This window comes from Paenisporosarcina macmurdoensis, assembly GCF_042658845.1.
In the GTDB taxonomy this organism is placed as follows: domain Bacteria; phylum Bacillota; class Bacilli; order Bacillales_A; family Planococcaceae; genus Paenisporosarcina; species Paenisporosarcina macmurdoensis.
Genome location: NZ_JBHSRI010000002.1, coordinates 618,064 through 640,976 on the forward strand (window position 1 = coordinate 618,064; position 22,913 = coordinate 640,976).

At 35.3% G+C, this 22,913-nt stretch carries 35 protein-coding genes and 1 pseudogene; 32 read left to right on the top strand and 4 right to left on the bottom strand.

Features of this window, described 5'->3' with window-relative positions:
* Positions 1 to 80: 80 nt before the first annotated feature.
* The 3 genes from ACFPYN_RS02850 (at position 81) to glnA (ending at position 3,202) form a co-directional block, all read left to right on the top strand.
* Positions 81 to 1,340, top strand: coding sequence for a methionine gamma-lyase family protein (locus ACFPYN_RS02850; protein ID WP_377732403.1), 1,260 nt, complete (start codon positions 81 to 83; stop codon positions 1,338 to 1,340).
* A gap of 105 nt (positions 1,341 to 1,445) precedes the next feature.
* Positions 1,446 to 1,826 (top strand): MerR family transcriptional regulator, encoded by a 381-nt coding sequence (locus tag ACFPYN_RS02855; RefSeq protein WP_377732404.1) that lies wholly within the window; start codon positions 1,446 to 1,448, stop codon positions 1,824 to 1,826.
* Between the two features lie 41 nt (positions 1,827 to 1,867).
* Positions 1,868 to 3,202: a type I glutamate--ammonia ligase gene (gene glnA / locus ACFPYN_RS02860; protein WP_377732405.1), complete on the top strand. Its 1,335-nt coding sequence runs from the start codon at positions 1,868 to 1,870 to the stop codon at positions 3,200 to 3,202.
* 100 nt (positions 3,203 to 3,302) lie between these two features.
* On the opposite strand, the gene ACFPYN_RS02865 is transcribed toward glnA, so the two are convergent.
* Positions 3,303 to 4,430 carry a tyrosine-type recombinase/integrase gene (locus tag ACFPYN_RS02865; protein WP_377732406.1) on the bottom strand — a complete coding sequence of 376 codons (1,128 nt, stop codon included), beginning with the start codon at positions 4,428 to 4,430 and terminating at the stop codon, positions 3,303 to 3,305.
* A 28-nt stretch (positions 4,431 to 4,458) separates the two neighbouring features.
* Positions 4,459 to 4,944 (bottom strand): ImmA/IrrE family metallo-endopeptidase, encoded by a 486-nt coding sequence (locus ACFPYN_RS02870; RefSeq protein ID WP_377732407.1) that lies wholly within the window; start codon positions 4,942 to 4,944, stop codon positions 4,459 to 4,461.
* Positions 4,945 to 5,083: 139 nt separating this feature from the next.
* On the opposite strand from ACFPYN_RS02870, the gene ACFPYN_RS02875 reads away from it, so the two are divergent.
* On the top strand, positions 5,084 to 5,806 hold the full coding sequence (locus ACFPYN_RS02875; protein ID WP_377732408.1) for a hypothetical protein: 723 nt from the start codon (positions 5,084 to 5,086) through the stop codon (positions 5,804 to 5,806).
* A 111-nt stretch (positions 5,807 to 5,917) separates the two neighbouring features.
* On the opposite strand, the gene ACFPYN_RS02880 is transcribed toward ACFPYN_RS02875, so the two are convergent.
* Together ACFPYN_RS02880 and ACFPYN_RS02885 are read right to left on the bottom strand one after the other, a co-directional pair.
* Positions 5,918 to 6,481: a hypothetical protein gene (locus ACFPYN_RS02880; protein WP_377732409.1), complete on the bottom strand. Its 564-nt coding sequence runs from the start codon at positions 6,479 to 6,481 to the stop codon at positions 5,918 to 5,920.
* Positions 6,482 to 6,747: 266 nt separating this feature from the next.
* Positions 6,748 to 7,161: a helix-turn-helix domain-containing protein gene (locus ACFPYN_RS02885; RefSeq protein WP_377732410.1), complete on the bottom strand. Its 414-nt coding sequence runs from the start codon at positions 7,159 to 7,161 to the stop codon at positions 6,748 to 6,750.
* A gap of 204 nt (positions 7,162 to 7,365) precedes the next feature.
* On the opposite strand from ACFPYN_RS02885, the pseudogene ACFPYN_RS02890 reads away from it, so the two are divergent.
* The 28 genes and pseudogenes from ACFPYN_RS02890 to ACFPYN_RS03025 all read left to right on the top strand — a co-directional run.
* Positions 7,366 to 7,521: pseudogene (locus ACFPYN_RS02890) on the top strand (helix-turn-helix transcriptional regulator); the annotation flags it as partial.
* Between the two features lie 81 nt (positions 7,522 to 7,602).
* A complete protein-coding gene (locus ACFPYN_RS02895; protein ID WP_377732411.1) occupies positions 7,603 to 7,866 on the top strand; it encodes a group-specific protein in 264 nt (87 codons plus the stop codon).
* Positions 7,867 to 7,870: 4 nt separating this feature from the next.
* A complete protein-coding gene (locus tag ACFPYN_RS02900; RefSeq protein ID WP_377732412.1) occupies positions 7,871 to 8,026 on the top strand; it encodes a hypothetical protein in 156 nt (51 codons plus the stop codon).
* 138 nt (positions 8,027 to 8,164) lie between these two features.
* Entirely contained in the window at positions 8,165 to 8,467 is a 303-nt protein-coding gene (locus ACFPYN_RS02905; RefSeq protein ID WP_377732413.1) for a hypothetical protein, read from the top strand.
* Between the two features lie 18 nt (positions 8,468 to 8,485).
* A complete protein-coding gene (locus ACFPYN_RS02910) occupies positions 8,486 to 8,995 on the top strand; it encodes a helix-turn-helix domain-containing protein (RefSeq protein WP_377732414.1) in 510 nt (169 codons plus the stop codon).
* Positions 8,992 to 9,390: a hypothetical protein gene (locus ACFPYN_RS02915; RefSeq protein ID WP_377732415.1), complete on the top strand. Its 399-nt coding sequence runs from the start codon at positions 8,992 to 8,994 to the stop codon at positions 9,388 to 9,390. The genes ACFPYN_RS02910 and ACFPYN_RS02915 overlap by 4 nt, the downstream gene beginning before the upstream one ends.
* Positions 9,362 to 9,541, top strand: coding sequence for a hypothetical protein (locus ACFPYN_RS02920; protein ID WP_377732416.1), 180 nt, complete (start codon positions 9,362 to 9,364; stop codon positions 9,539 to 9,541). Before ACFPYN_RS02915 ends, ACFPYN_RS02920 begins: the two co-directional genes overlap by 29 nt.
* Positions 9,538 to 10,455: a DnaD domain-containing protein gene (locus ACFPYN_RS02925; RefSeq protein ID WP_377732417.1), complete on the top strand. Its 918-nt coding sequence runs from the start codon at positions 9,538 to 9,540 to the stop codon at positions 10,453 to 10,455. Before ACFPYN_RS02920 ends, ACFPYN_RS02925 begins: the two co-directional genes overlap by 4 nt.
* A 230-nt stretch (positions 10,456 to 10,685) precedes the next feature.
* Positions 10,686 to 10,859: a hypothetical protein gene (locus tag ACFPYN_RS02930; protein ID WP_377732418.1), complete on the top strand. Its 174-nt coding sequence runs from the start codon at positions 10,686 to 10,688 to the stop codon at positions 10,857 to 10,859.
* Positions 10,860 to 10,882: 23 nt separating this feature from the next.
* On the top strand, positions 10,883 to 11,020 hold the full coding sequence (locus tag ACFPYN_RS02935; RefSeq protein WP_377732419.1) for a hypothetical protein: 138 nt from the start codon (positions 10,883 to 10,885) through the stop codon (positions 11,018 to 11,020).
* Between the two features lie 106 nt (positions 11,021 to 11,126).
* A complete protein-coding gene (locus ACFPYN_RS02940) occupies positions 11,127 to 11,732 on the top strand; it encodes a hypothetical protein (protein ID WP_377732420.1) in 606 nt (201 codons plus the stop codon).
* A gap of 26 nt (positions 11,733 to 11,758) precedes the next feature.
* Entirely contained in the window at positions 11,759 to 11,962 is a 204-nt protein-coding gene (locus ACFPYN_RS02945) for an XtrA/YqaO family protein (RefSeq protein WP_377732421.1), read from the top strand.
* A gap of 63 nt (positions 11,963 to 12,025) precedes the next feature.
* Positions 12,026 to 12,799, top strand: coding sequence for a phage antirepressor (locus ACFPYN_RS02950; protein ID WP_377732422.1), 774 nt, complete (start codon positions 12,026 to 12,028; stop codon positions 12,797 to 12,799).
* Between the two features lie 137 nt (positions 12,800 to 12,936).
* On the top strand, positions 12,937 to 13,116 hold the full coding sequence (locus tag ACFPYN_RS02955; RefSeq protein ID WP_377732424.1) for a hypothetical protein: 180 nt from the start codon (positions 12,937 to 12,939) through the stop codon (positions 13,114 to 13,116).
* Positions 13,117 to 13,128: 12 nt separating this feature from the next.
* Positions 13,129 to 13,581 (top strand): ArpU family phage packaging/lysis transcriptional regulator, encoded by a 453-nt coding sequence (locus ACFPYN_RS02960; RefSeq protein ID WP_377732426.1) that lies wholly within the window; start codon positions 13,129 to 13,131, stop codon positions 13,579 to 13,581.
* Complete coding sequence (locus tag ACFPYN_RS02965) at positions 13,578 to 14,120, top strand: site-specific integrase (RefSeq protein ID WP_377732427.1); 543 nt, start codon at positions 13,578 to 13,580, stop codon at positions 14,118 to 14,120. Before ACFPYN_RS02960 ends, ACFPYN_RS02965 begins: the two co-directional genes overlap by 4 nt.
* A gap of 445 nt (positions 14,121 to 14,565) precedes the next feature.
* Positions 14,566 to 14,916 carry a hypothetical protein gene (locus ACFPYN_RS02970; protein ID WP_377732428.1) on the top strand — a complete coding sequence of 117 codons (351 nt, stop codon included), beginning with the start codon at positions 14,566 to 14,568 and terminating at the stop codon, positions 14,914 to 14,916.
* Between the two features lie 132 nt (positions 14,917 to 15,048).
* Positions 15,049 to 15,483: a hypothetical protein gene (locus ACFPYN_RS02975; RefSeq protein WP_377732429.1), complete on the top strand. Its 435-nt coding sequence runs from the start codon at positions 15,049 to 15,051 to the stop codon at positions 15,481 to 15,483.
* Positions 15,484 to 15,624: 141 nt separating this feature from the next.
* On the top strand, positions 15,625 to 16,020 hold the full coding sequence (locus ACFPYN_RS02980) for a hypothetical protein (RefSeq protein WP_377732430.1): 396 nt from the start codon (positions 15,625 to 15,627) through the stop codon (positions 16,018 to 16,020).
* A gap of 141 nt (positions 16,021 to 16,161) precedes the next feature.
* Positions 16,162 to 16,749, top strand: a complete 588-nt coding sequence (locus tag ACFPYN_RS02985; protein WP_377732431.1) for a hypothetical protein — start codon at positions 16,162 to 16,164, stop codon at positions 16,747 to 16,749.
* 117 nt (positions 16,750 to 16,866) lie between these two features.
* A complete protein-coding gene (locus tag ACFPYN_RS02990; RefSeq protein WP_377732432.1) occupies positions 16,867 to 17,325 on the top strand; it encodes a hypothetical protein in 459 nt (152 codons plus the stop codon).
* Positions 17,326 to 17,478: 153 nt separating this feature from the next.
* Positions 17,479 to 17,964, top strand: coding sequence for an Imm26 family immunity protein (locus tag ACFPYN_RS02995; protein ID WP_377732433.1), 486 nt, complete (start codon positions 17,479 to 17,481; stop codon positions 17,962 to 17,964).
* A gap of 415 nt (positions 17,965 to 18,379) precedes the next feature.
* Positions 18,380 to 18,577, top strand: coding sequence for an HNH endonuclease (locus ACFPYN_RS03000; RefSeq protein WP_377732634.1), 198 nt, complete (start codon positions 18,380 to 18,382; stop codon positions 18,575 to 18,577).
* Positions 18,578 to 18,889 (top strand): hypothetical protein, encoded by a 312-nt coding sequence (locus ACFPYN_RS03005; protein ID WP_377732434.1) that lies wholly within the window; start codon positions 18,578 to 18,580, stop codon positions 18,887 to 18,889.
* A gap of 134 nt (positions 18,890 to 19,023) precedes the next feature.
* A complete protein-coding gene (locus ACFPYN_RS03010) occupies positions 19,024 to 19,326 on the top strand; it encodes a P27 family phage terminase small subunit (protein ID WP_377732436.1) in 303 nt (100 codons plus the stop codon).
* Positions 19,310 to 20,953, top strand: a complete 1,644-nt coding sequence (locus ACFPYN_RS03015; RefSeq protein WP_377732437.1) for a terminase TerL endonuclease subunit — start codon at positions 19,310 to 19,312, stop codon at positions 20,951 to 20,953. The genes ACFPYN_RS03010 and ACFPYN_RS03015 overlap by 17 nt, the downstream gene beginning before the upstream one ends.
* A 25-nt stretch (positions 20,954 to 20,978) precedes the next feature.
* Positions 20,979 to 22,154, top strand: a complete 1,176-nt coding sequence (locus ACFPYN_RS03020; RefSeq protein WP_377732438.1) for a phage portal protein — start codon at positions 20,979 to 20,981, stop codon at positions 22,152 to 22,154.
* Positions 22,154 to 22,894 (top strand): head maturation protease, ClpP-related, encoded by a 741-nt coding sequence (locus ACFPYN_RS03025; RefSeq protein ID WP_377732439.1) that lies wholly within the window; start codon positions 22,154 to 22,156, stop codon positions 22,892 to 22,894. Before ACFPYN_RS03020 ends, ACFPYN_RS03025 begins: the two co-directional genes overlap by 1 nt.
* Positions 22,895 to 22,913: the final 19 nt, after the last annotated feature.

Consider the following 22,913-nt stretch of genomic DNA (forward strand, 5'->3'; position numbering starts at 1 on the left):
ATAGTTGACGCTTAAAGTGGGACTGATAAGATGAAGAGTGAAATTAAAAGACTGAAAACCACAGAATTGAGGAATACATAATGACATTCCAATCCGTATTAAAACCAGACTTACTAATAGAAGCTAAGCACATAGAACAACAAATATCAGATCAACACGACACAGCTGATGCCATCGCTTTCCTAAATCAAGAAAAAGTGATCACGGCTTTTCGAAAACATCAAGTAAGTGACTTTCATTTACATCCTTCTAACGGCTACGGTTATGACGATGAAGGTAGAGATAATTTAGAGCGTGTGTATGCAGAAGTATTTGGAGCAGAGGCTGCACTTGTAAGAGCTCAAATTATATCAGGCACACATGCAATAACCATTAGCTTATTCGGTGTGCTGCGTCCTGGCGATGAATTGCTGTATATAACAGGTAAGCCATATGATACATTGCAATCCATTGTTGATGGCGGGGAGCAAGATACCGGTTCTTTAAAAGACTTTAACATTTCATATCAACATATTGATTTGCAAGAAGATGGGGCGATTGATTGGGAGAAAGTTGAGCAAGCCATCTCAGATAAGACGAAAGTCATTGCGATACAACGTTCAAAAGGTTACGCAAACCGACCTTCATTCACAATTGAACAAATTGAACAAATGACTAAGAAAATACGTTCCCTTAAACCTCAAGCAATTATTTTCGTTGATAATTGTTATGGGGAGTTTGTTGAAAATCTGGAACCTACTAATGTAGGAGTCGATTTGATGGCTGGATCACTTATTAAAAATCCGGGTGGGGGACTAGCGAAAATTGGTGGGTATATAGCAGGTCAGAAAAAATATGTGGATATGTGTGCTTATCGAATGACATCTCCGGGTATAGGTGGAGAGGCAGGTCCATCGTTAAATACGTTGGCGGATATGTATCAAGGATTTTTCTTAGCTCCACATGTGGTAGCGCAAGCGGTAAAAGGAGCAATTTTCACATCGGCATTACTTGAAAAAATGGGTATGACCACATCGCCTCATTATCTTGAAAAACGGACAGACTTAATACAATCAGTGTCTTTCAAAACGGCTGATCAAATGATTCGTTTTTGTCGCGCCATTCAAGCTAATTCACCAATCAATGCGCATTTTTCTCCAGAACCTGCTTATATGCCGGGCTATGAAGATGACGTGATTATGGCAGCTGGTACATTTGTTCAAGGATCAAGTATCGAATTAACTGCTGATGGTCCTATACGTCCTCCATATACTGCGTTTATCCAAGGTGGATTAACTTATGAGCATGTGAAGTTCGCGATTCTTTCGGCTGTTCAACAACTTCAAGAAGGTAGTAAATAACTCAATTTTTCTTAAATAATTTTCAATGTTAGTTAATCTGACATGAGTTTGACAGGAAACCTAACATATAGTATGATAAGTCTTGTGAAAGCGTAGGTGAGTCATGTGAGTCAACAATTAAGAAGATCAATGCCGTTGCTACCAATTAGCATAGTCATGCAGCTCACTGAATTGACTGCCAGACAAATTCGCTATTATGAAGATCATGATTTAATTCACCCAGCTCGTACAGATGGCAATCGACGCATGTTTTCGTTAATTGATGTCGATACCTTACTGGAGATAAAAGATTTTCTCGAACAAGGTATAAATATGGCGGGTATAAAAAGAATATTTGAGTTAAAGAACCAGCCGATCATCCCAGAAGTTAAAGCGCAGATGACGGATGCTGAACTACGAAGTATTTTGCGAATTGAAATGCAACAGGCAGGTAGATTCCATAAGGCTTCATTAAGACAAGGTGATTTATCTCGTTTTTATCATTAAGCGAGCATTTATACAATAAATTTTTAGGAGAGTGACAAGAAGTGAGCAAGTACACAAAAAACGACATTCATAAGTTAGTAAAAGAGCAAGAAGTTAATTTTATTCGTTTACAATTTTCGGATATTCTTGGAACGATAAAGAATGTTGAGATACCTGTAAGCCAGCTTGACAAAGCACTCGATAATAAAATGATGTTCGATGGTTCTTCAATCGAAGGTTTCGTACGAATTGAAGAGTCTGATATGTATTTAGTTCCAGATTTAAATACATGGGTTGTGTTCCCATGGATTACGGGTAAAGGTAAAGTAGCTCGTTTAATTTGTGACGTTAATAAAGCAGATGGATCACCATTCGCAGGAGATCCACGCAGTAACTTAAAACGTGTCTTAAAAGAAATGGAAGAACTAGGTTTCTCAAGTTTTAACTTAGGACCTGAACCAGAATTTTTCTTATTTAAATTAGATGAACGCGGTGAGCCAACACTTGAATTAAATGATACAGGTGGATATTTCGACTTAGCACCGATGGACTTAGGCGAAAACTGCCGACGTGATATTGTTCTAGAATTAGAAGAAATGGGCTTTGAAATCGAAGCTTCTCATCATGAAGTAGCACCAGGGCAACACGAAATTGACTTTAAATACGCAGACGCAGTAACTGCATGTGATAATATTCAAACATTTAAATTAGTAGTAAAAACGATTGCACGTAAACATGGTTTACATGCAACATTTATGCCAAAACCATTATTCGGTGTAAACGGTTCAGGTATGCATATGAACGTTTCATTATTTAATGGAAAAGACAATGCCTTCTATGACGAGTCTGGTGATCTGAAATTAAGTGAAACAGCTTATCAATTTATGGCTGGTATTTTGAAACATGTACAAGGATTTACAGCGATTACAAACCCTACTGTTAACTCGTACAAACGATTAGTGCCTGGTTATGAAGCACCTTGTTACGTTGCTTGGTCTGCTCAAAATCGTAGCCCACTTATCCGTATCCCGTCTTCCCGTGGCGTTAGTACACGCGTAGAAGTACGTTCAGTAGATCCTGCAGCTAACCCATATCTTGCGATGGCTGTTATCTTGAAAGCTGGACTTGATGGAATCAAAAACAAAATGTCACCACCACCAGCTGTTGACCGTAACATTTACGTAATGAATAAAGAAGAACGTCGTGCAAATGGCGTAGAAGATCTTCCAGCTTCATTATACGATGCATTAGAAGAACTTGGAAAAAATAGCACAATTCGTGACGCACTTGGTGAACATATTTATGCTAATTTCGTGGATTCAAAAGAAATCGAATGGGATATGTTCCGTACATCTGTACACCCATGGGAACGCGAACAATATTTAAAAATGTATTAAGAGGGAAGCGTTGGGGCTGTAAAGCTCCAACGTTTTTTTATTTTGGTTAAAATAATCCCGTGGTAGATGGTAAAGATTGTTACCACATATCTACCACGAATTATTCAATTTCTTTCATGTATTCATCGAATTTTTCAAGTGATCTCGTGGCAATTTTTTTGGAAACGTGTGCATATATATCAGAGGTTATTTGCATTGAACCGTGACCAAGACGTTCTTGCACATACTTCATATCAGCACCTGACTCTAGCAACATGACTGCGTGAGTGTGACGTGTTGAATGAATAGGTAGGAGTGAATGTCCGTTTGTTTCTAATGCTGCTTTAAACACGTTGTAAAGTGTCGATTTCGGCAATGGGCTTCCATCATCACGACATAACACCAAATTCAAATTATGTTGATATAAATCACCAAGGTATAATTTTCGTTGATTTTGATATTTCAAATGTTCTTGAAGATCTTTTATTAGCGATGTTCGAATATTGATTGTTCGTTCCGAATTGAAATTTTTTGTATCGCCTAATATTTCTTCATTTTCTTCAGGTTGAAAGTTTAATGAATTATCAATGGTAATTGTTTCATTCTTCCAATCAATGTCTGTCCACTGTAGTGCTGCTGCTTCCCCTTTTCGCATTCCTGTTTCAAACAAGACTTTGAAGAATAAGCCATATATATGTCCGCGTTTATATAAAAATCGCAAAACTTCTGGAATGAGTGTTGGTTCAATAAACTTAATCTTCTTAACTTCACGTTTCTTAATACTTACACCCTCGCACGGATTTTTTTCAATATCCCCGTTTATTACTGCTCTTTTAAGCGCTTGATAAGCCACATTATGAATTCTTCTTCCAGTTTCTGTTGCTAATCCTTCTTCGAGTTTTCCATCAATAAACTTTTGGTACATCATAGGCTTTATATCAACGAGGTCCATATTCCCGAAGTGGGGGATTAGATGATTATTAATAACTGTTCGATAGGTTTTGTAGGTATTAGGCTGTAACTTACCTTTCACATAGGTGGTGAGCCAATCTTGTAAATAGAAACTTACTTTCATTTTACCTTGTTCGGTAGCATTCATTAATTCTTGTTCTTTTTTATGGGCAGCAAGTTGAGCTTCTTTCTTAGTTTTAAAACCACTCTTAGATACTTCTTTCCAATCGTCAGAATTAGGTTTTTTATACCGTATCCGATATTGCCACACGTTACCACTCTTTCTAAAGGAAGCCATAACAATTTCTCCTTTCATTTAATATATTTTAAGTTCTGCCACTGCCACAATCGATAGCTTCTTGGTACACATTCATCTGATATCGTCGGAACCGTTGTAAGGCAAATTCATGTGTGACATTAAAGTTCTTTACAATCATCTCGATAGGATGAATATCACTTTGTTCTTTTATGCATTTTTCTAATAAGAACCTAGGTACGCAAAATTCCAACATAAAGCTATTTGCACGCCATTCTTGCCATGTGGAAAACGAAACTGGCAATACGAGTTGATTTCCAATATGGTAACGAATATGTGCAACTTCATGGGCAAAGGACTGCCATTGTTCTTGAGGTGTTAATCTCTCATCAATAAAAATCATTTGATTCATGCGCATGGAATCATAAGGAATAAAGTCACAAGAAAAACCCATCCGGCTGGAGATTGTTTCAATGTCTAGTTGTCTTGCTTGTGTAATATCAATAGAATTGTATAAGTCGTGCACTCGATCCTCTAAATGAGTTGATGATTTCATAAATTCACCTCTTTACGAACGTGTGTTCTTTTTAATATAACAAAAAAACATTCGAAAAAAAAGCCTAATTCGAACGTTTGTTCTTTTGTGGTATCGCAAATTGTGGTAAACTTGAAACATAATCAGGAGGTGAGTTAAATTGGCAACAATAATATTTTGGTTATTTGTGGGGTTAATTCTAATTAGTTTTAGCGTTTTTACAGAACCAAACGATTTTCTTGCTAATGGAACTACTTATTTAGGTTGGGTCCTCTTCATTATTCAACTCTCGTATAATAAATCAGACAAGTTCAATATAATGATTAATAAACTTAATCATTATATATTTAATATCGGATCATATACCTCAGTTGAAATAAAATACAAAGTAAATACTAATATTGAAATATTTCATGATTCAGCAGAGAGGTTCTATAATAAGTTTGAAGATCAAGTGGAAATATTTAAAAAAGTTAGTAACTGTCGATATAGTATAGAATTAGATAAATTAAAAATGGATTTATTTTTTGACGAGGATACTAATGAAATTTTCTTGGAGTTTAGAGAAACAGGCATAGGATATCGTGACACTCTCCATTACTTGGAGCATGATGTTCAAGAAGTGGTTGAATCATTTACCGAAATTATTAATCCAATCTTTAAAGATTATTATTTGAACATTCGTTTTGGTAAATCCAATCCTTTTTACGGCTTTTATTTGAAAAAGCTATCAAAAGAAGAAGTTGTTAATTATCATGTTTCGATAAAAAACTCTAAAAGTTTTATTGAAATTGACGAAAAACATCTTAATTTACGCTCAAGTACACAACAAGATTTTATATTGTCTGCAAAAAAATATTTAGCAATCACTACTATTAATTAGTAGTGATTGCTTTTTTTAATATTTCATTATATACATCCATGATTAAATTTAATTCTTCGATTTCATCTCCAACGTTTTCTTTAATATGTATTGACCCTCTAGAGGATAATGTTAATGAAATTTCGTCTTGAGAATATGTAGGTTTGTATCGAAAAGTAATAGCTGAAATATTACCATGAATAGCAGCTTCTTTATATTCCGTGCTTCTTTAACATTCTTTCCGAAGTAACCTGCTGAAGAAAGATGGTTTTTCTTTAAATCAGCAAACCACGCTCCAGAGATATTTTCAATTTGTGAGATGAATTTTTGGAAGTTTATCTTAATAGGAAATGCTATTAAAGCTTTTTGGGAATTTAATTTTCCAACAAAATCTGTCGCAACATCGGTCTTCACTCGAATTAGCAACAAATTTGTATCTTGATTCAAATAGAAATTGAACTTATACGGTTGGTAGTAAAAATTAAAAACATGATTTTTAGTACGTCCTTTACTATTAACTCTTAAGTCATTATGAGCAGAATATTTGTTTAATCCTAGATAGAACTGCTCTACTACTTGTTGATATGTTAATTCAGACGGACCTTCATCATCTAAAAGAGTTTTTTGTTGAGATTGAAAAAAGTCCTCTTCCGAAATTATTTCTTCTAAGTAACATATCAAAAAAGAATTGCCCATATACATCCTCCTCGCTAATCCCTAATCTTCCTTAATTTCTTGATATTTGAAGTAGATATTTAATAAAAAGAGTATGCAAAGCATACTCTTGACTTCATTATAAAAATTTATAATTGATTATTCTTATTTATCATTCATTTTTTCGCACAGTACCTCAACCATTTCTAGCATTTTTAAGCAACTTTCTTATAAAAAATGACCATGTTTGCATATTCTTAATCACTTATAAGCATTCCAAATGATTTTAAATAGATTAAAAGAGTAAGCTAATCCTCATCTTTACGCTGTTTCTGCCGTTCATATACGACTTCTAACGCCTCTAACATTTCCAAGACATCTTCCTTCTTTTTGCCAAAGTGTGCATGTTCTCTACTAAAAGCCCATTCTAAAACAGCTTGTTGATATTCTGTTAGTCCTGAGGTATCGATTGCTCCAAGTCCAGTCGGTTTGTTCTCATTCATATTATAATTTATTAATTTAGGGTTATCGGTCCGACCCAATAAGTAATCTGTAGTAACTTCAAAATAGTTTGCAATATCTTGGAGAGTGTCATTGTCAGGAGAACGATTACCACTTTCATAACCAGAAACAGAAACCTTTGTTACATTTATTATTTTTCCTAATTGTTCTTGCGTAAGCTTTTTTTCTTTTCTTAACTTACGAAGTATATCGCCTCTCATTTAAAGCACCTCCACTGATTTCATTATAATGTTAACTATGAGTAAACAATATAAAATTAACTAATTGGGAATTATTTTGTTAAAACGCTTGAAAGTTAACTAAAAGTTAATTATAATAAAATTAACACAAAGTTAACTGAAAGGGATGATGAGTTGAAACTTGCTGAATTAAAAAAGTTGCGTGAATAATATAATTTAACTTATCAAGAAGTGGCAGATAAAGTAGGAATTTCTAAAGAACACTATTGGTTTTTAGAAAATGGCAAACGTAAATTATCTTATGAAATGGCTGTGAAAATTTCAAGTGTATTTAATAGAACGCCTGATGAAATTTTTTTGGAAATTAAGTTAACTAAATAGGAACTTTAAGTGAATAATAGTCCATAGGCTAGTCACAATTCTAAGTCTATTGGTACAAATCTTAGAAGGGAGGCGAAAGAAATGCTCTCAATACAAATTGATCAAAATCAACTGGATTCAATCATTCGAGAAGAATTGCAAAGTCGTTTGAAACGATTAGAACATCGTCACACATTTTGGGACATGAACGAGCTTGTCAAACAGACAAACATGAGTGAGCCATTCATTAAGGAACAATTCTTTTTTGATGAACGATTTCCAAAATTTAAAGTAGGCCGAAAGTGGTTATTCCCAGCAAAAGAAGCTGAAGATTTTTTACTCTTATGGATTAAAGAAAGGGGATAACAAAATGATTAACAAACTTATCAACTACTTTTTTGGTCTTGATGACATCCGTGAACTCCATTCGGAAGATCTATGCTGGATATTCGCATTTCTTGGTTTCTCTTCATTTGCTCTCATCATGTGCATGGTAATGACATTCGAAAAAGTAGTCATGAATTGACAGGCTGAATCTCTGTCAAGAAATTCGGGATAATCGATAAGCCAATCCTCCAATTTTGACACTCGATATTTTTACCACAACCCTTTCCCAGGTTTCTTGATGGGATTCACCCATACAAAAATAGAAGGAGGATTAAATATGGAAAGAACAAAATTAATTCAAGAAATTATCTTCTTGGCAATGTTAGTTCAAGAAAATACTGGCCATTGCGTGTTTGTCAATTTCTCAGGTCATGTCGAGAGCATGGATATTAGTATTCGTAAATCAAAGATGGATTATTGCGAACATATCTGTGATTCCTCCATTTCATTAAAAAGAGGAAACGTAATGAAAAGGCTGCAGGAAGTAAAAGACACTCTCAGCACATTCTTGGAAGCTAGAGAGGTTGATACTACATTATTGCGATACGAAATCGAAGAAGTGCGTCACTACAAATTTTAAATCGAATGGAGACAAACCATGAATAGCTTAATCGGTCAAAACATTGCATTGGCTAGAAAACGCAAAGGGCTTACGCAAGAACAGTTATCTATGCACGTATGTGTTACTCGTGAAGCGATTGCTAAATATGAAACAGGCGAGCGTACGATTCCAGAAGACATCTTAATTGGCATCATTAATCAACTGGATGATGTTGAACTATACATCGCAAGTTGGAGAGCTGTCACTGGCTCAGTATCGATTCCTTTGATGGATGGTATCAATATCAATACCCATTCAACAAGTATGGTTTGTTTGGTCAAAAAGGAAACCTCTGAAGCGTTAAAGCAAGTGGAAGATATGACATGGTATTTACCATCAGAAATGCGTGATAAAAAGGAAGTCGAACGCATGATTGCTGAATTGCTAGACGCAGCTAGTTCCATGATGAACTTGGTCGTTAGTTTATGTAGGGAACACGGCATATCTATGAGAGTTGTTTTTCAGAAGTGGCAAGAGTCATTACGTATGAGGGGGTTTAAACAATGAATATGTGCAAGGGGAAATCTGATGAGAGAATAGCTAAAGAAAAAATCAGACTTACGATTTCGGAAGCGCTGGACACGCATTGCAATAACTGCCCGAAGGTTCATAAGTCTGATAAAAGTAACTATAAATATTGTGACACACAATGTGCACTTGGTCAAAAGTTGAAATCGTCAAGAGAGTCATTGTGGTTCTATAACGATGTTAGTGATGGATGGACAGACGAATTAGATTTTTATATTGCTTATCATTTCGGTAAATCAAACATTCAAAACATTGCTAAACAAGTAGATCATACACCACTGGAGATTAGACATCGTTTTAAATATCTGCAAACAATTACTGAGTTTTCAATGGGGAGGAAACATCATGCTATACGAAGTGGACTTTGTCGTTAAGACTGGGGACATTCACTCAACAATCCGAACTGCATTTGTAGAAGCTAAATCGATATCAGAGTGTCGTGAGGTTGTTGATCAAATGGTAAAAGAATCATCACTATCTTTAGATGAAAAAATTCACACTTATATATCGGAGGTTGAGCAATGAGTAAATTACTTTTAAATGAATCACCGCTAATTGTACTTCCTTCACTGGCCGTGAAAATAGGGCTGCAAGAGTCAATCTTTTTACAACAACTTCATTACTGGCTTAATAGTAGCTCTAATGTAAAGGGCGGTCATAAGTGGGTGTATAACACTGCAAGTGACTGGCAGAAGCAATTCCCGTTTTGGTCCGTTAAAACGATTCGCAGAATTGTTTTTAAACTTGAAGAATCAGGACTCGTATTAACAGGGAATTTTAATAATTTGCCGATTGATAACACGAAATGGTACCGAATCGATTACGAAAAATTGAGTGCAGTAGAGTCTGAAAACTACGAGTGCCCAAACGGGAAGTCGAGTGGACAAGTTGACCACATGGAGTCCCTAAATGGGATAGTCGGAGTGGACAAGTTGACCACACCATTACCAGAGATTACTACAAAGATTACTACAGATATTAAAACACTTGATGATGACAACGAGCCTGTGGGCATAGAAACTGCATATTCATTTTTCGAACAAAATGGATTTGGTACTTTGTCCTCTCACATTGGACAGCAAATCGGTTCTTGGATAGATGACTTGTCAGAAGAACTTGTCATTCATGCTTTGAAGCTATCTGATGAGCAAGGCATCCGAAGATGGAAATACGCAGAATCTATTTTAAAGAATTGGAGCAATAAAAAGGTTACGAGTCTTACAGACGTTGAGGCACTTGAACAGCAACGTAAGAAGAGTCAAATACCTTTCGGTCGAAAATTACCAAAGCAAGAAGTCGTTCCTGAGTGGGTTACTAGACAAAAAGAACAACGGCTTCTAAGCACCAAAGTTAAAGACGAAGTAACGGTTGATTTCGAAGATAAGCGTCAAGAGCTGTTGAGGAAGTTAGGTGTCAGCAGTGTTGAAAAAGGTGATTGAAGTGAAGCAAGTATCCATTCCCATAAGAAATAAGGATTTCGAATTAATAGGATCGCGAAAAGTAATTGCCAAATGGGTTTGTCCATATTGCGGAGTGAAACTCTCACGACCAATTGCCAAAAATATTGGAAGACATGGCCAAGTACACACGATCCATGTTTGGAATAGCAATTGTGAGCACCCTGCTAGTTATCAAAACATCAACTTGATAGAGAGGAACGTGTGAATCAATGTATACAACTCAATTGATTTCGAAAATGGCAAAAGATCGATTTCGTATTGAAATGATTCTTGAATTGCGAAAAGCTGGCATTATTACTGATCGATTAGGACGGTCTGTATCAAGCATGTCTTACGAAGATGTCCGTTACTTACTAGTGCTTAAAAGAGCAAGAGACCAATGAATGGCAATTAGGAGGAAAGTAACATGCATATAGATATTGACCGCGACCAGTTGGTATGCACGATTACCATGTTAACGAATTACTCTGACGAATATCTAAAAAAAATAAGTGATATTGAGTTACTTGAAATTTATTCTCGTGTAATGGACGGTCGAAATTAATGGAATGGATTATCCTTGTCCCAATGTTCCTAATTGTTTTGGGGCTATTGATAAAACAGGATATGGATCGGTTACATATAAAGCGAAATAGAAGGAGGAAGAAAAGTTGATTAGAACACTTGAACAGCAAGAACAGGATATTAAAAAGAATTGGTTTCCGGAACATGTAGCAAAAGTGACGGAGCATGACGGAATTATTATTCTTGATTGGAGAAAACCAGGAACTAATATGTATGCAGTAAGGTACGTGTTTACGGGAAGTTCATTATTAATAACTGGTGATATTGGTGACGCGGTTTTCGGATTAACGTGGCGTGGAACTATTGAAAGTTTTGAAGATGTTGATTTGGGTTATCTAATGGGGAAATTAACTTGTTGCAGCCGTGAACGTTGGGATTTTAGCGAAATGAAAGCATCGAAAGAATTAAAAGAATGGCGTGAAGAACGCATTGAAGACATGGATCAAGATGATGCTTATACGAAAGAAATAAATAAAATAAATGAAGAAGTGGAAAGCGCAATTTCTGAAAGTAGTAGTACAGATTATTTTAGTCACGCAGTATTCCGTGTTTATCACGAAGTATCAACTCAATATGTTGATAGTGAAGACTTTTCAATGATTTCAGATTTCGGGAAAGAACTACCTAACGTGTTTTCTGCTTATTTATTAGGTATTAAAATGGCGAATAAGCAACTTAAAGTTACTGCGTAGTACATCAAGAAGAAGGAGGAACAAATTTGACCAGTGAACGAATTACCGACATCTCAGAACGAGCAACTGAATTCAATGATTTAGAAACAGGAAAAGTGAAAATCATTGTATTAGATGGTATGAAAGGCAAAGCGACTGTCATCGAAATGCCTAATCATGGAAATACATTAATTGAAACCCGGAGAGGTTTAGGACACAAAGTACGTTTTGAGGATGAGTTCCTCTTATAATCAGCATACCTTTTCTGGTTGTCACAAATCACATTCACTTGGTACAAAGGAGGAAGATATTAAATGAATCATATCCCTCAAGTCTTTAAATACATTGGAAATGAAGTTAGAACTGTTCTGAAGGATAATGAAATTTGGTTTTGTGCAAAAGACGTATGTGATGTTTTAGAAATAAGCAATAGTAGACACGCTATGTCTCGTATAGATGATGATGAAAAGGGTGTCATTTTAAACGAAACATCTGGAGGAATGCAAAAACTTCAACATGTTAACGAACCAGGTCTATACAGCTTAATTCTCGGAAGCCGTAAACATGAAGCTAAAATATTTAAAAGATGGGTAACTCACGAGGTAATCCCAGCTATAAGGAAACACAGTGGCTATATAACAGCAGAAAAAATCGAAGAAGCATTAACAGATCCTGATGTATTAATTCAGTTGGCCACTAATTTAAAAGCGGAACGAATAAAACGTCAACAACTCGAACAACAAGCATTGACGGACAAACCCAAGTTACTATTTGCTGAGGCTTTAGAGGTTTCGGGTCATTCAATTTTAATTGGTGAACTAGCTAAATTAATAAGTCAAAATGGAATTGATATTGGGCAAAACAGATTATTTCAATGGTTGCGTGAAAATGGTTTTCTAATTCGTAAACATGGAGAAGAGTATAACAACCCTTCGCAACGCTCGATGACTATGGATTTATTCGAGATTAAGAAACGAACCATTAATAACAATGACGGTTCTGTTCGAGTTACTAGGACTACTAAGGTAACGCCTAAAGGTCAAAGATATTTTATCAACAAGTTTATTCATAATATCGAAGAAGCATAAATTTATTAAATCAGAAAACATGGTATAATATTCCTCAAATAGCATAAGTCCAAGATAGGAAGACCTGAGGACGTCAAACAAGCGCAATTCGCGTTTGTTTGACGTCCTTTTTCAATTCGGAAAAAGGGGATAGGTATATGAGGACATTAGCAAATGAACTTGTTCAAAAAGGTTTGGCGGTAAAAGAGAAGTTACCCAAACGAACCCCTAAAAAGAAAAACAATGAACAATTATCCAATAAAGAATGGCATGAAATTATGGGTTGTAACAGAGATACCTATTCAAGAGGTAAAGGCGGAGCCATAAGAAGACGTTAGGGAGGGAATAACATGCAAATTGCATTTAAATTACCTGAAATTGACCGCGAGACAACTAAAAATGCAGTAGAAGATGCCTTAGAAAAGTACCGTCTCTATTTAATGCAAATAGAATTAGATAAAATGCCTGCCATAACTGCAAAGTATACATTCATGCCGGCATCCAAGGGGCTTCCCAGTTCATCAACAGAAGCAGCAGCTATTGCAAATGTTGATTATGAGAGAGAGCGTATACGCTTTATGGAAAACTTCAACCGTGCTGTCAATCGCTTACCACTTAAGGAACGAATCGTAATTATTACTGGATATATGGGAACAGAAGCTAGGTTTGATTATGAAGTCTATAATGAACTATTCATGTCAGAACGCTCATTTTATCGATTAAAGTCTCGTGCTTTTTATAACTTAGCATTCGCATTAAAAGTAGAAGTCTATCAAGAGATTGAGGGGGTATCCATCGTATGAATTTTGTTCAACCGATAAGGGATCCTGAGCTTATTCGAGCAATCAAAGAATATTTGAGAATAAATAGCTATCGTAATTACATGCTATTTGTTACAGGGATTAATAGTGGATTGAGAATATCAGATATTCTATTATTACGGGTTAAAGATGCTAAAAGACCATATTTTAATTTGGTAGAAATGAAAACAGATAAGAAGAAGCGTATTGAAATGACTCCTGGGCTAAGAAGGGGATTAAAGGACTATGTAGATGGTAAAGAAGATCATGAGTACTTGTTTGTGAGCAGAGAGGGTGTCAACAAACCAATCGGTAGGAGTATGGCCTATAAAATTCTCAGAGAAGCAGCAGAGTATGTCAATTTAGACGATATAGGTACTCATACATTAAGAAAGACCTTTGGGTATCACTTTTATAAGAAATACGGGAATGTTGCTATGTTACAACAGATATTTAATCATTCAGATCAAACCACTACTTTAAGATACATTGGAATCAACCAGGACGAAATGGACAAAGCGATGAAAGGCTTTAAAATATAAACTCAGACCTTTAAAAGGACTTGTTTATATTTTTTTGTCTTATACAGTTCCTCAAAAATAAGTGATGTGTAATTCATTTTCAGGAATATACAAGTAAGTAGTTATATCAATCGATTCAAGCGTTTAGTGAATTCCACAGTATTTAAGATATGTGTAATTCATGAGAAGAAACATTCAGGTTTTACATTTTGGCTATGTTAAAGGGAAAGGTTAATTTATCGTAAAAGGGTATGGTGACACATACCCTAAATCTGATTAAATTATTCCCACTGCAATTGGATATATATGTTAAAATAAGGGTGAGTTTGTGAAGGTTTACACTTAAACTAACGCAGCAGGTTAGTGAAGAAGACATTAGCGTTAATGGTGAGTAAATGTGGTTTATTATGAATAAGTTCTAAATTAGGTACTTATATATTTGGGAGCAGAGGCGGGAGTAAAATAAATGTTTAAGACAATCGATTGGCGTATTTTTATTAATACAACAACAAAGGAAAAAGCACAACGAATAATAACAAGACTGTCTGAAGAAGTTGGAGAAATTGAAACTTTATCATTGGAGCCCTATTGGAAGGATAAAACGAAGTATGAGCTTGTATGTAAAACGAAATTACAAATTGCTGAACCTGAAAATGCAGTATTTTTTGTACTTCAATTAGCGAGTCACTTGGGTAACGAAATCAAAGTGATGGGTCCTTTTATTTACGAAGAAAACCATATAACATTCGAAGGTTTATGCTCGTCACCTAAAATAGTGGGGCTAAGCTGGTTCCACTTTAATATTGATAATTATTAATAACCTTATTAAACTAACGAGGTGCTTTACTTCAAGAAGGAGTAAAGCCTTTTTTTTATTAAACTAACGCGGCAGGTTTCTTTAATAAGAACTTTGCTTTAATAAAGAAATCACTATTAGTAGGAGGTAATCATGAAAGGAAAATTTTACATCAGTTTATCAATTGTTGTTATTCTATTCATAGCAATACTGGGGTGGCAACAATATGAACAAAATAAAGAATTTATGGATAGTTTGCTTCTCCACCAACCTATTGTAATAAATCAAGTTGATGCCATTCATTTATGGGAAAAGGGCGCAGATATCAGAGAGGTTACAATAGATGATTATATAAAAGTAGTTGAATGGTTTAATGAGTATAAACCTAACAGAGTTTCAGGAGAAAAGGTTCCACAACCAAATGCACAAGTGGTTGTAGATACGAAAGAAGGGGCAACAATAATTATCAATTATGTAGATGGGAAAATATATGTAAATAGAACTGATGGTGGTCCTGATGGTATAGAGTATGTATTCCTTGATGATGCACCGAAATTAGAAGAATTTTTCAAAGAACTAATAAATTAAAGATTTGTTCAACTAACAGGTTCTTGAGTTGAAGATCAGGAAGCTTATTGAACTAACGTAAGCAGTTTAGTTGAAGAAGGATTTTCTGTTCATATTGAAGAAATAAGTTGTATTAGAACAAATGAAATGTGGGTTTTGATGATGATAAAGAAAATGGATATTCGATGCCAATTTTATGGTAAGAAATTTTCGCCCAAAGTGGTTGAAAAACAAAGTGGGATTACATTAGAAAATAAAATTGAAGTTGGGGATATAACAAATAGGGGGAAAAACATAGGTAAACCAACAGATTACGGCAATGGTGAACTATGTCCTCCAAAGGATTTCAAAGATAACGAAGATTTTGGTCTTTATTGGATTGCTTTAACCTTATCAAAACATATTGATATTTTTCGTAAATGCGGTGCAGAAGATATCGATTTGGTTATTGGAGTTTGGTATGAAAAACAATGCAATCTTGTATTTGAACCTAAATCAATTAAGTTAATTGGTGAACTAGGTATTGCTTTACAGGTAAGTTGTTATGAAGATTACTAAGTCTTATTCAATTAACGGGTGAGTTGAACCAAGAAGGATTAACGCATTTTTTGTTGAACTTATTGTACTAACGCAGCAGTTTAGTTCAACAAGAAAGTGTTTTTGTTGAATGAACAGAGTTTTAATGAAAGGGGGATTTGTATGGATTTCAAAAAGTTGAGAGAAGACCTTTCTTCAATTACTGATATTATTTATTTTGATTCAAATCAGTATCTTCGCGAGAAATCATCAAATCTTTCGAAGTTAAAACAATTTATTATTAAAACTGAAGTATTTCTAGAACAAATAAAAGAAGATGCTTTAATTAATAAAGAGGAAAAGTATTTTCTATATGGAACACTAGGAAATCTTTATAGAATATATGGGGAGCCCAAAATTTCAATTAACTATTTAGAATTAAACCTTAAGTATGCCATCGAGGAAAAGCTCTACAAAAAAGAAATCATCTCTTTAATTCGTCTTGGCGAGGCTTTGAAATATGATAATAAACTTGAAGAAGCATTGGAGAAATTTAATTTGGCATTAGTTAGATGTGAGGAAACGGATGAAAATTCACATTTAGATTTCGCATTTCAGCACAAAGGTAAGTGCCTCTTAGAATTAAATAGGTTAGAAGATGCAATGAATTGCTTTCAGTCAGCATTAGAACTTAGAAAATCAAAAGGTAATTCATCTCTAATTTATTCCACTGAACAAGCCATAGAGTTTGCACAAAATATACAGAATTAGATGAATACCTTCTTTGACAAACGGGTGCTTTACTCATTTTTTATTGAGCTAACGCAGCTGTTTAGTTGAACAAGAAAGCTGGAATTTATATATACACTTGAGGGTGGGGGGAAAAGTATGTTCGATTCGTTTAAAAAATTGTTTAAACATCAGGAAGTCAAAACATCTGATGACAGCTATATCACAATTCCCCAAAGTGAGATTAACGAAGAACTTAAAAGTAATATCATTGTATTGGAGAAGTTAGGGGAACAATGGAGTACAATTCTTCAAAGAAAATATGTCAACGAATTTGAAAGCCATGGTAAACAAAGTTTAAGGGTTTGGATTTGCAGAGACATTGACGGTGATGAATTAGAAGGATTAACTTCTGAAAACTGTATGGAAAAAGAGTACCATTCTCAAATAGCAATTAATTACGAGGGTCCAAAACATGATGAAGATTTTTATGCAGACACTATTTACTTATGGCATTACTATGGTGGATATTTTAAAAGTTCTGGAACGTTATATGATCAATCGAAAAATGATTTAAAATCAGACATTGAAGAAGCATTAAAAGCGTTACTAAACTAAATAACTTAGGATAGTGTCTTCTTCAACTAACGAGGTGCTATTCTTAAGAAGGCGTAAAGCCTTTTTCTTATTGAACTAAAGGGGCAAAAGTTAGTTAAATAAGGATTCCGTTTTATATAAAAAAATTTAAATCTAGGTGAAGGAGATTAGACTGTGGATATTAAATACCCTTTTAAACCTAAGAGTAATAAAACATTAATTCCTGGACAGTATTGGGCTATCCCCTTAAAAGATGGGAAGTTTGCTTGTGGTAGAGTTGTGCAGGTAACAAGGAACTATATGGCAAGCCCTACTAAAACATTTTTGGCAGGATTAGTTGATTGGGTAGGAAATATTCCTCCTACATATGAAGCAATTGCTGGGAAAAAAATTTTAGAACAAGGTGTAGTACATGTTAGGTGTATACATGAAACAGCTTTAGATGAAATGCTTACTGGTTACCGTCCACTGGATTTGGACTTTATAGAACCAGATTACTTTAGTTCACAAATTGGTTATCAGCCTGGTCATTGTATGTTAATGAAAGGGCTAGAAGAATTAAGACCGATCAATCTTGAGGAATGGCAGAAGTATTCAACATTAGGAATATGGGGAACAGATTATATTAGGCAACTTGCAGAAGAAAAGTTCTTCAACTAACGAGTGCTTCAGAAATATGTGTTACTGTTTTTGTTTAATAAACAATACAACCATATAAAAAGAGGCAGACTTTTGGCAGGATTATGGCAGGAGATTTGGAATATAACATGAGATACTAATTAAGTGAGATAGTTTGGACGATAATCCATCTACTTCTTAATTAGTTGCATCCGAGTCATGTAGTTTTAACGATTATTATTTTTAATACAAAAGCGTCTAGGCTTTATGCTTAGATGCTTTTGTTATGTCTAACAAGCGATTAGCATAACGGAGGTGCGTGGATGGAGTGGACCAACAGAGATTTCAACGACTGATTGCACACATTCAAGCGGATGAACTAATGAAGTTTTATAAGTCCAGAGAATGGTTGGCTATACGAAAGCTCGCTCTTTCTAGAGATAACTACGAGTGTCAGATGTGTAAGAAAAATGGTAAGTACCATAGGGCGGAATGCGTTCACCACATCAAAGAAGTTAAGCCACATCCGTTCCTGTCGCTTACCATAAATAATCTTATGTGTCTTTGCAAGCAGTGTCATAACAAAGTACATGATCGTATGGCAGAACATATGAAGAAGAAAGAAAACCATTTCATGAATGAGGAGCGTTGGTGAATGATTATCTTTGATAACTCTCGCGAATATGAAACAACATACATTGAGGAGTTGATTCGTAAAGAAGGACAACGAACCAGTGTCGAACGTGACATCCTTAATGCGTTCATGAGGCACGCCTATTATCTGTTCCATCGTATACGAGATTGCGTGAACACAAGGAAGTGCAGGAAGATGAAGCCATATCAAGTAAGAGAACGATTAGAAGATGCCAATCGCTTATCTTTCACGATGAGTAAGATGAATATGAATGCGAGTCAACTGGATTATATAATCACATTCAACCAAAAATATAACAAGGCGGTTCAATAACACCCCCCGGTCAAAACTTTTCACAAAATACATGGAGGACCGGCAACGAGGGGAGGAAGTGACAAGAGAGATTTTTTGAAATCCTCGCGTAAGGCAAATACTAGAATTTAACAATTATGAAGGGAGGAGATGAGGTGAATGCTCGTGGAGATATCCGACAGGATTTAATCGATCAGTTAGAAGCTAACGGGATTTATGGTCATCATTATGTAGACATGATTGAAAAGTATATGCAGTTTTGGGACTTAGACACTAAATTAGTTTTAGTTATTGAAGAAGAAGGTACTATGCTGCCGGCAAGAGATGGATTTAAAATGAATCCTGCAATAAAGTCGAGAAATGAAAACAACACACAAATGTTGAAAATCTTAACGACATTAGGGTTAAAAGCTCCAGCCACGCAAAGTCAAGGTGATGTAGATGGAGAAGACATGTGAATTCCACCCTTTCATTGATGACTATTTACATACCATCGAGCGAGGAGAAATAGAATCATCGAAAGAAATTAAGTTGATGGTGAATTTAGTTCGAAGGAAATTAAGAGAACCTGGTGTTCGAATTGCTAACGTTCAAATTGATGAGGCATTGCGTGTCATTCACAAGTATTTTGATTATGAGCTTTTCGGTTGGGAAAAATTCGTATTAGCAATTACACATTGCTTTTATGAAGATGACACATTAGTTTTTGATGAGTTCTTTATATTAATGGCAAGGGGTAATGGGAAGAACGGTATTATCAGCCCGTTAACCTTTTATTTCTCTACTCATTATCATGGAATCACTGGATATGATATTGAAATCATAGCTAATAGTGAAGAACAAGCAATCACTTCATTCAATGACATCTATAATGTGTTGGAAGATCACGAGGTAAAACTCAAGAAATTCTTTTACAAGACAAAAGAAAAAATCGTTAATAGAAAGACTAAATCCAGAATTAAATACTATACGTCCAATGCAAAGACGAAAGATTCTCTACGTTCAGGCTGCTTAATATTCGACGAGGTTCACGCTTACGAAAATTATGATTTAATTAAAGTATTTACCTCAGGTCTTGGGAAGCGAAAGCATTCCAGGACTTTTTATATTACAACAAACGGAAATGTTCGAGGCGGAGTATTAGATGATTATCTAGATTTATCTGACCGGATATTAAAAGGAGAAATTACGGATAGTCGAATGTTGCCCATGCTTTTCAAACTGGACCATAAAGACGAGGTTCATGACAAAAGAAAATGGGAAAAAGCAAACCCTTCAATTCGTTTTATGTCGAATTTAAAAAGTGAGATAGAAAAACAATATATTAAAATGCCTCATCAGCCTCAATTAGCGATGGAGTTTATGACGAAACGTATGAACCTACCCGCACAAGATGCTTATACCGCCGTTGCTGAATGGGGAAAAATCGAAGCAACAAATCAACTATTCGATTTAGAAAGTTTTAAAGGAATGAGTTGTATCGGTGGAGTTGATTATGCAAGCGTAAAAGACTTTTGTTCAGTTGGTCTGCAGTTTAAAAAGAACGGTAAAAGATATTGGTATGAGCATACATTTATTTGTCACAAAGCACTGAAGTTAGAAAACCGAAGAATCAATTTCCCTGTAGATGTCGCGGTTAATAAAGGGTTAATTACCATCGTAAATGATGAATCAATTAAGCCTGAATATCTATCTGCATGGTTTTTAGAACAAGCCAAACATTTTCAAATCGTCAACATTGCAGCTGATAGCCACAGAGCAAGTGTCTTGCAAAATGAGTTTGAATTAAAAGGATTGCCATTACGAATAGTCCGAAGTGGTCCTGAAACGCATAGTAAACTTGGTCCACTTGTAGAAACAATGTTTGCTAACGAAGAAATCGTGTATGGAGACAACATGACCATGAGGTGGTACACCAATAACGTGTTTGTTGAGATGAATAATAAAGGGAATATAACGTACAAAAAAATTGAACCTAAGACACGTAAAACGGATGGATTCTTTGCTCTGTTGCACGCGCTATCAATAGATAGTGAAATCAAAGAAGAGCAACCCATGGTGTTTTACAAGGCCATTACATTCTAATGAAATTAGAAGGAGGTGAAAATTAATGGGAGTTACCGATTTCTTTCGCTCATTTCTGATGCCCAAAGGTAGTTTTACACTAAAAGAATGCGAATTTTACGAGCTGTCAATCGAGTCATATTATAAAAAATTGGCAATCGAGACATCCATCAATTTGATTGCAAACGCCATTGTCAGATCTAAGTTTAATACTTATGAAAAAGGTAAAAAGATTCGAGCGAATAACTACTACTTGTTTAACGTCCAGCCCAATAAGAATCAAAATGCTTCGGAATACATGCATCGTTTTGTTTCAAATTTAATATACAACAACGAAGCATTGGTAGTAATGATTGGAGAAGAACTACACATAGCTGACAGTTGGAACGTGAAAGAATTTGCGTTGAGAGAAAACTTATATTCAGATGTGATGTTAGGGGATTTAAAATTAGAAAAGACATTTAATGAGTCTGAAGTTCTAAGTTATAAATTGAATAACAATCGAATCATCGGTCTAATTGATGGACTATATGAAAGTTTCGGAAAAATATTAGCTGCCTCTATGCATTCTTACAAAAGTGGGAATTCAATGAGGGCGTTGGTGGAAATCGAAAGTACACAGGCCCTGACAGATGAAGCGCAAGCCGCACGGGATGATTTATTCAACAATCAATTTAAATCATTTTTCAAATCCGAAGGTGGTGCGGTACTTCCTTTTACCAAAGGTATGAAATACACGGAAATCAAAGGACATCATCCTAACAGTCGAGACTTACGTGCGTTGATAGATGATGTGTTCGATATCGTCTCGATGGCTTTACACATTCCGAAAGGTTTGCTTAAAGGCGACTTAGCTGATGTAGATGGTCAAGTGGATTCTTTTCTCATGCTTGGTGTGAATCCAATTGTTGAAATCATTAATGATGAAAATAATAGAAAGATGTATACCAAAAAGGAATATTTAGAACGTACTTACATGCAGGTGGATACATCTTTAATCAAGTATGTAGATATCGCAAAAATGGCAACAGCCTTGGATAAAATGTTATCTAGCGGTTTGACCAATGTAAATGAAAATCGCGAACGCATGGGATACGAACCGATTGAAGAAGAGTGGGCAGATAAACATTTCATTACCAAAAACTATCAAGAGGTTGAAGACTATTTAACAAATGGACAGAATGGTGAAGCACTTACTACATCGAAGGGGGGTGAGAACTGATGACAAAGAAACGATTTAAGAATGAGAAGTTCAATAATTTAGCAGTAATCGAACACCAATTCAAAGCAGAAGTAAATGAGGATGCGAACGTATCCAACTTAACTATTTATGGGGACATTGGAGAGTCGTGGTGGGGAGAATCAACCTCTGCTAGTGACGTTGAGAAGGCTTTGAAGAGTATCACGTCTGACACAATCAATGTCTTCATCAATAGTGGTGGTGGGGATGCGTTTGATGGCATCGCTATTTATAATCAATTAAAGAATCATCCAGCAAAAGTAATCGTCCATGTTGATGGATTAGCAGCAAGTGCAGCTTCATTAATTGCAATGGCCGCAGATGATTTAGTTATGAATATAGGATCTATGTTGATGATTCATGAAGCTTCTACAATTGCTTGGGGAACTAAATCCGATATCCAAAAAACATTGAATGCATTAGAAGGCATCGATAAATCAATCGCAGATATTTATATGACTCGTTATACAGGAGAGCGCGAAGAAATTGTAAGCCTGATTGAAGCGGAAAGTTGGCTTACGGCAGGAGAGGCTGTAGAACTTGGACTAGCAGACCGTGTGAATGAAAAGTCTAAGGTCGTAGATCCCGAAGAAGTGAAGAATGTTATTCTTTCAAAATTCCGAAATAAAAACACTCCTCAACATGGCGTTATTGCTGCAAGTGTCACTCAGAGTTCGACTAAAAATATATTGGACCAATTCAAACGCAACTCAAACGAGTAGGCGTTTTTATTATGGTTAA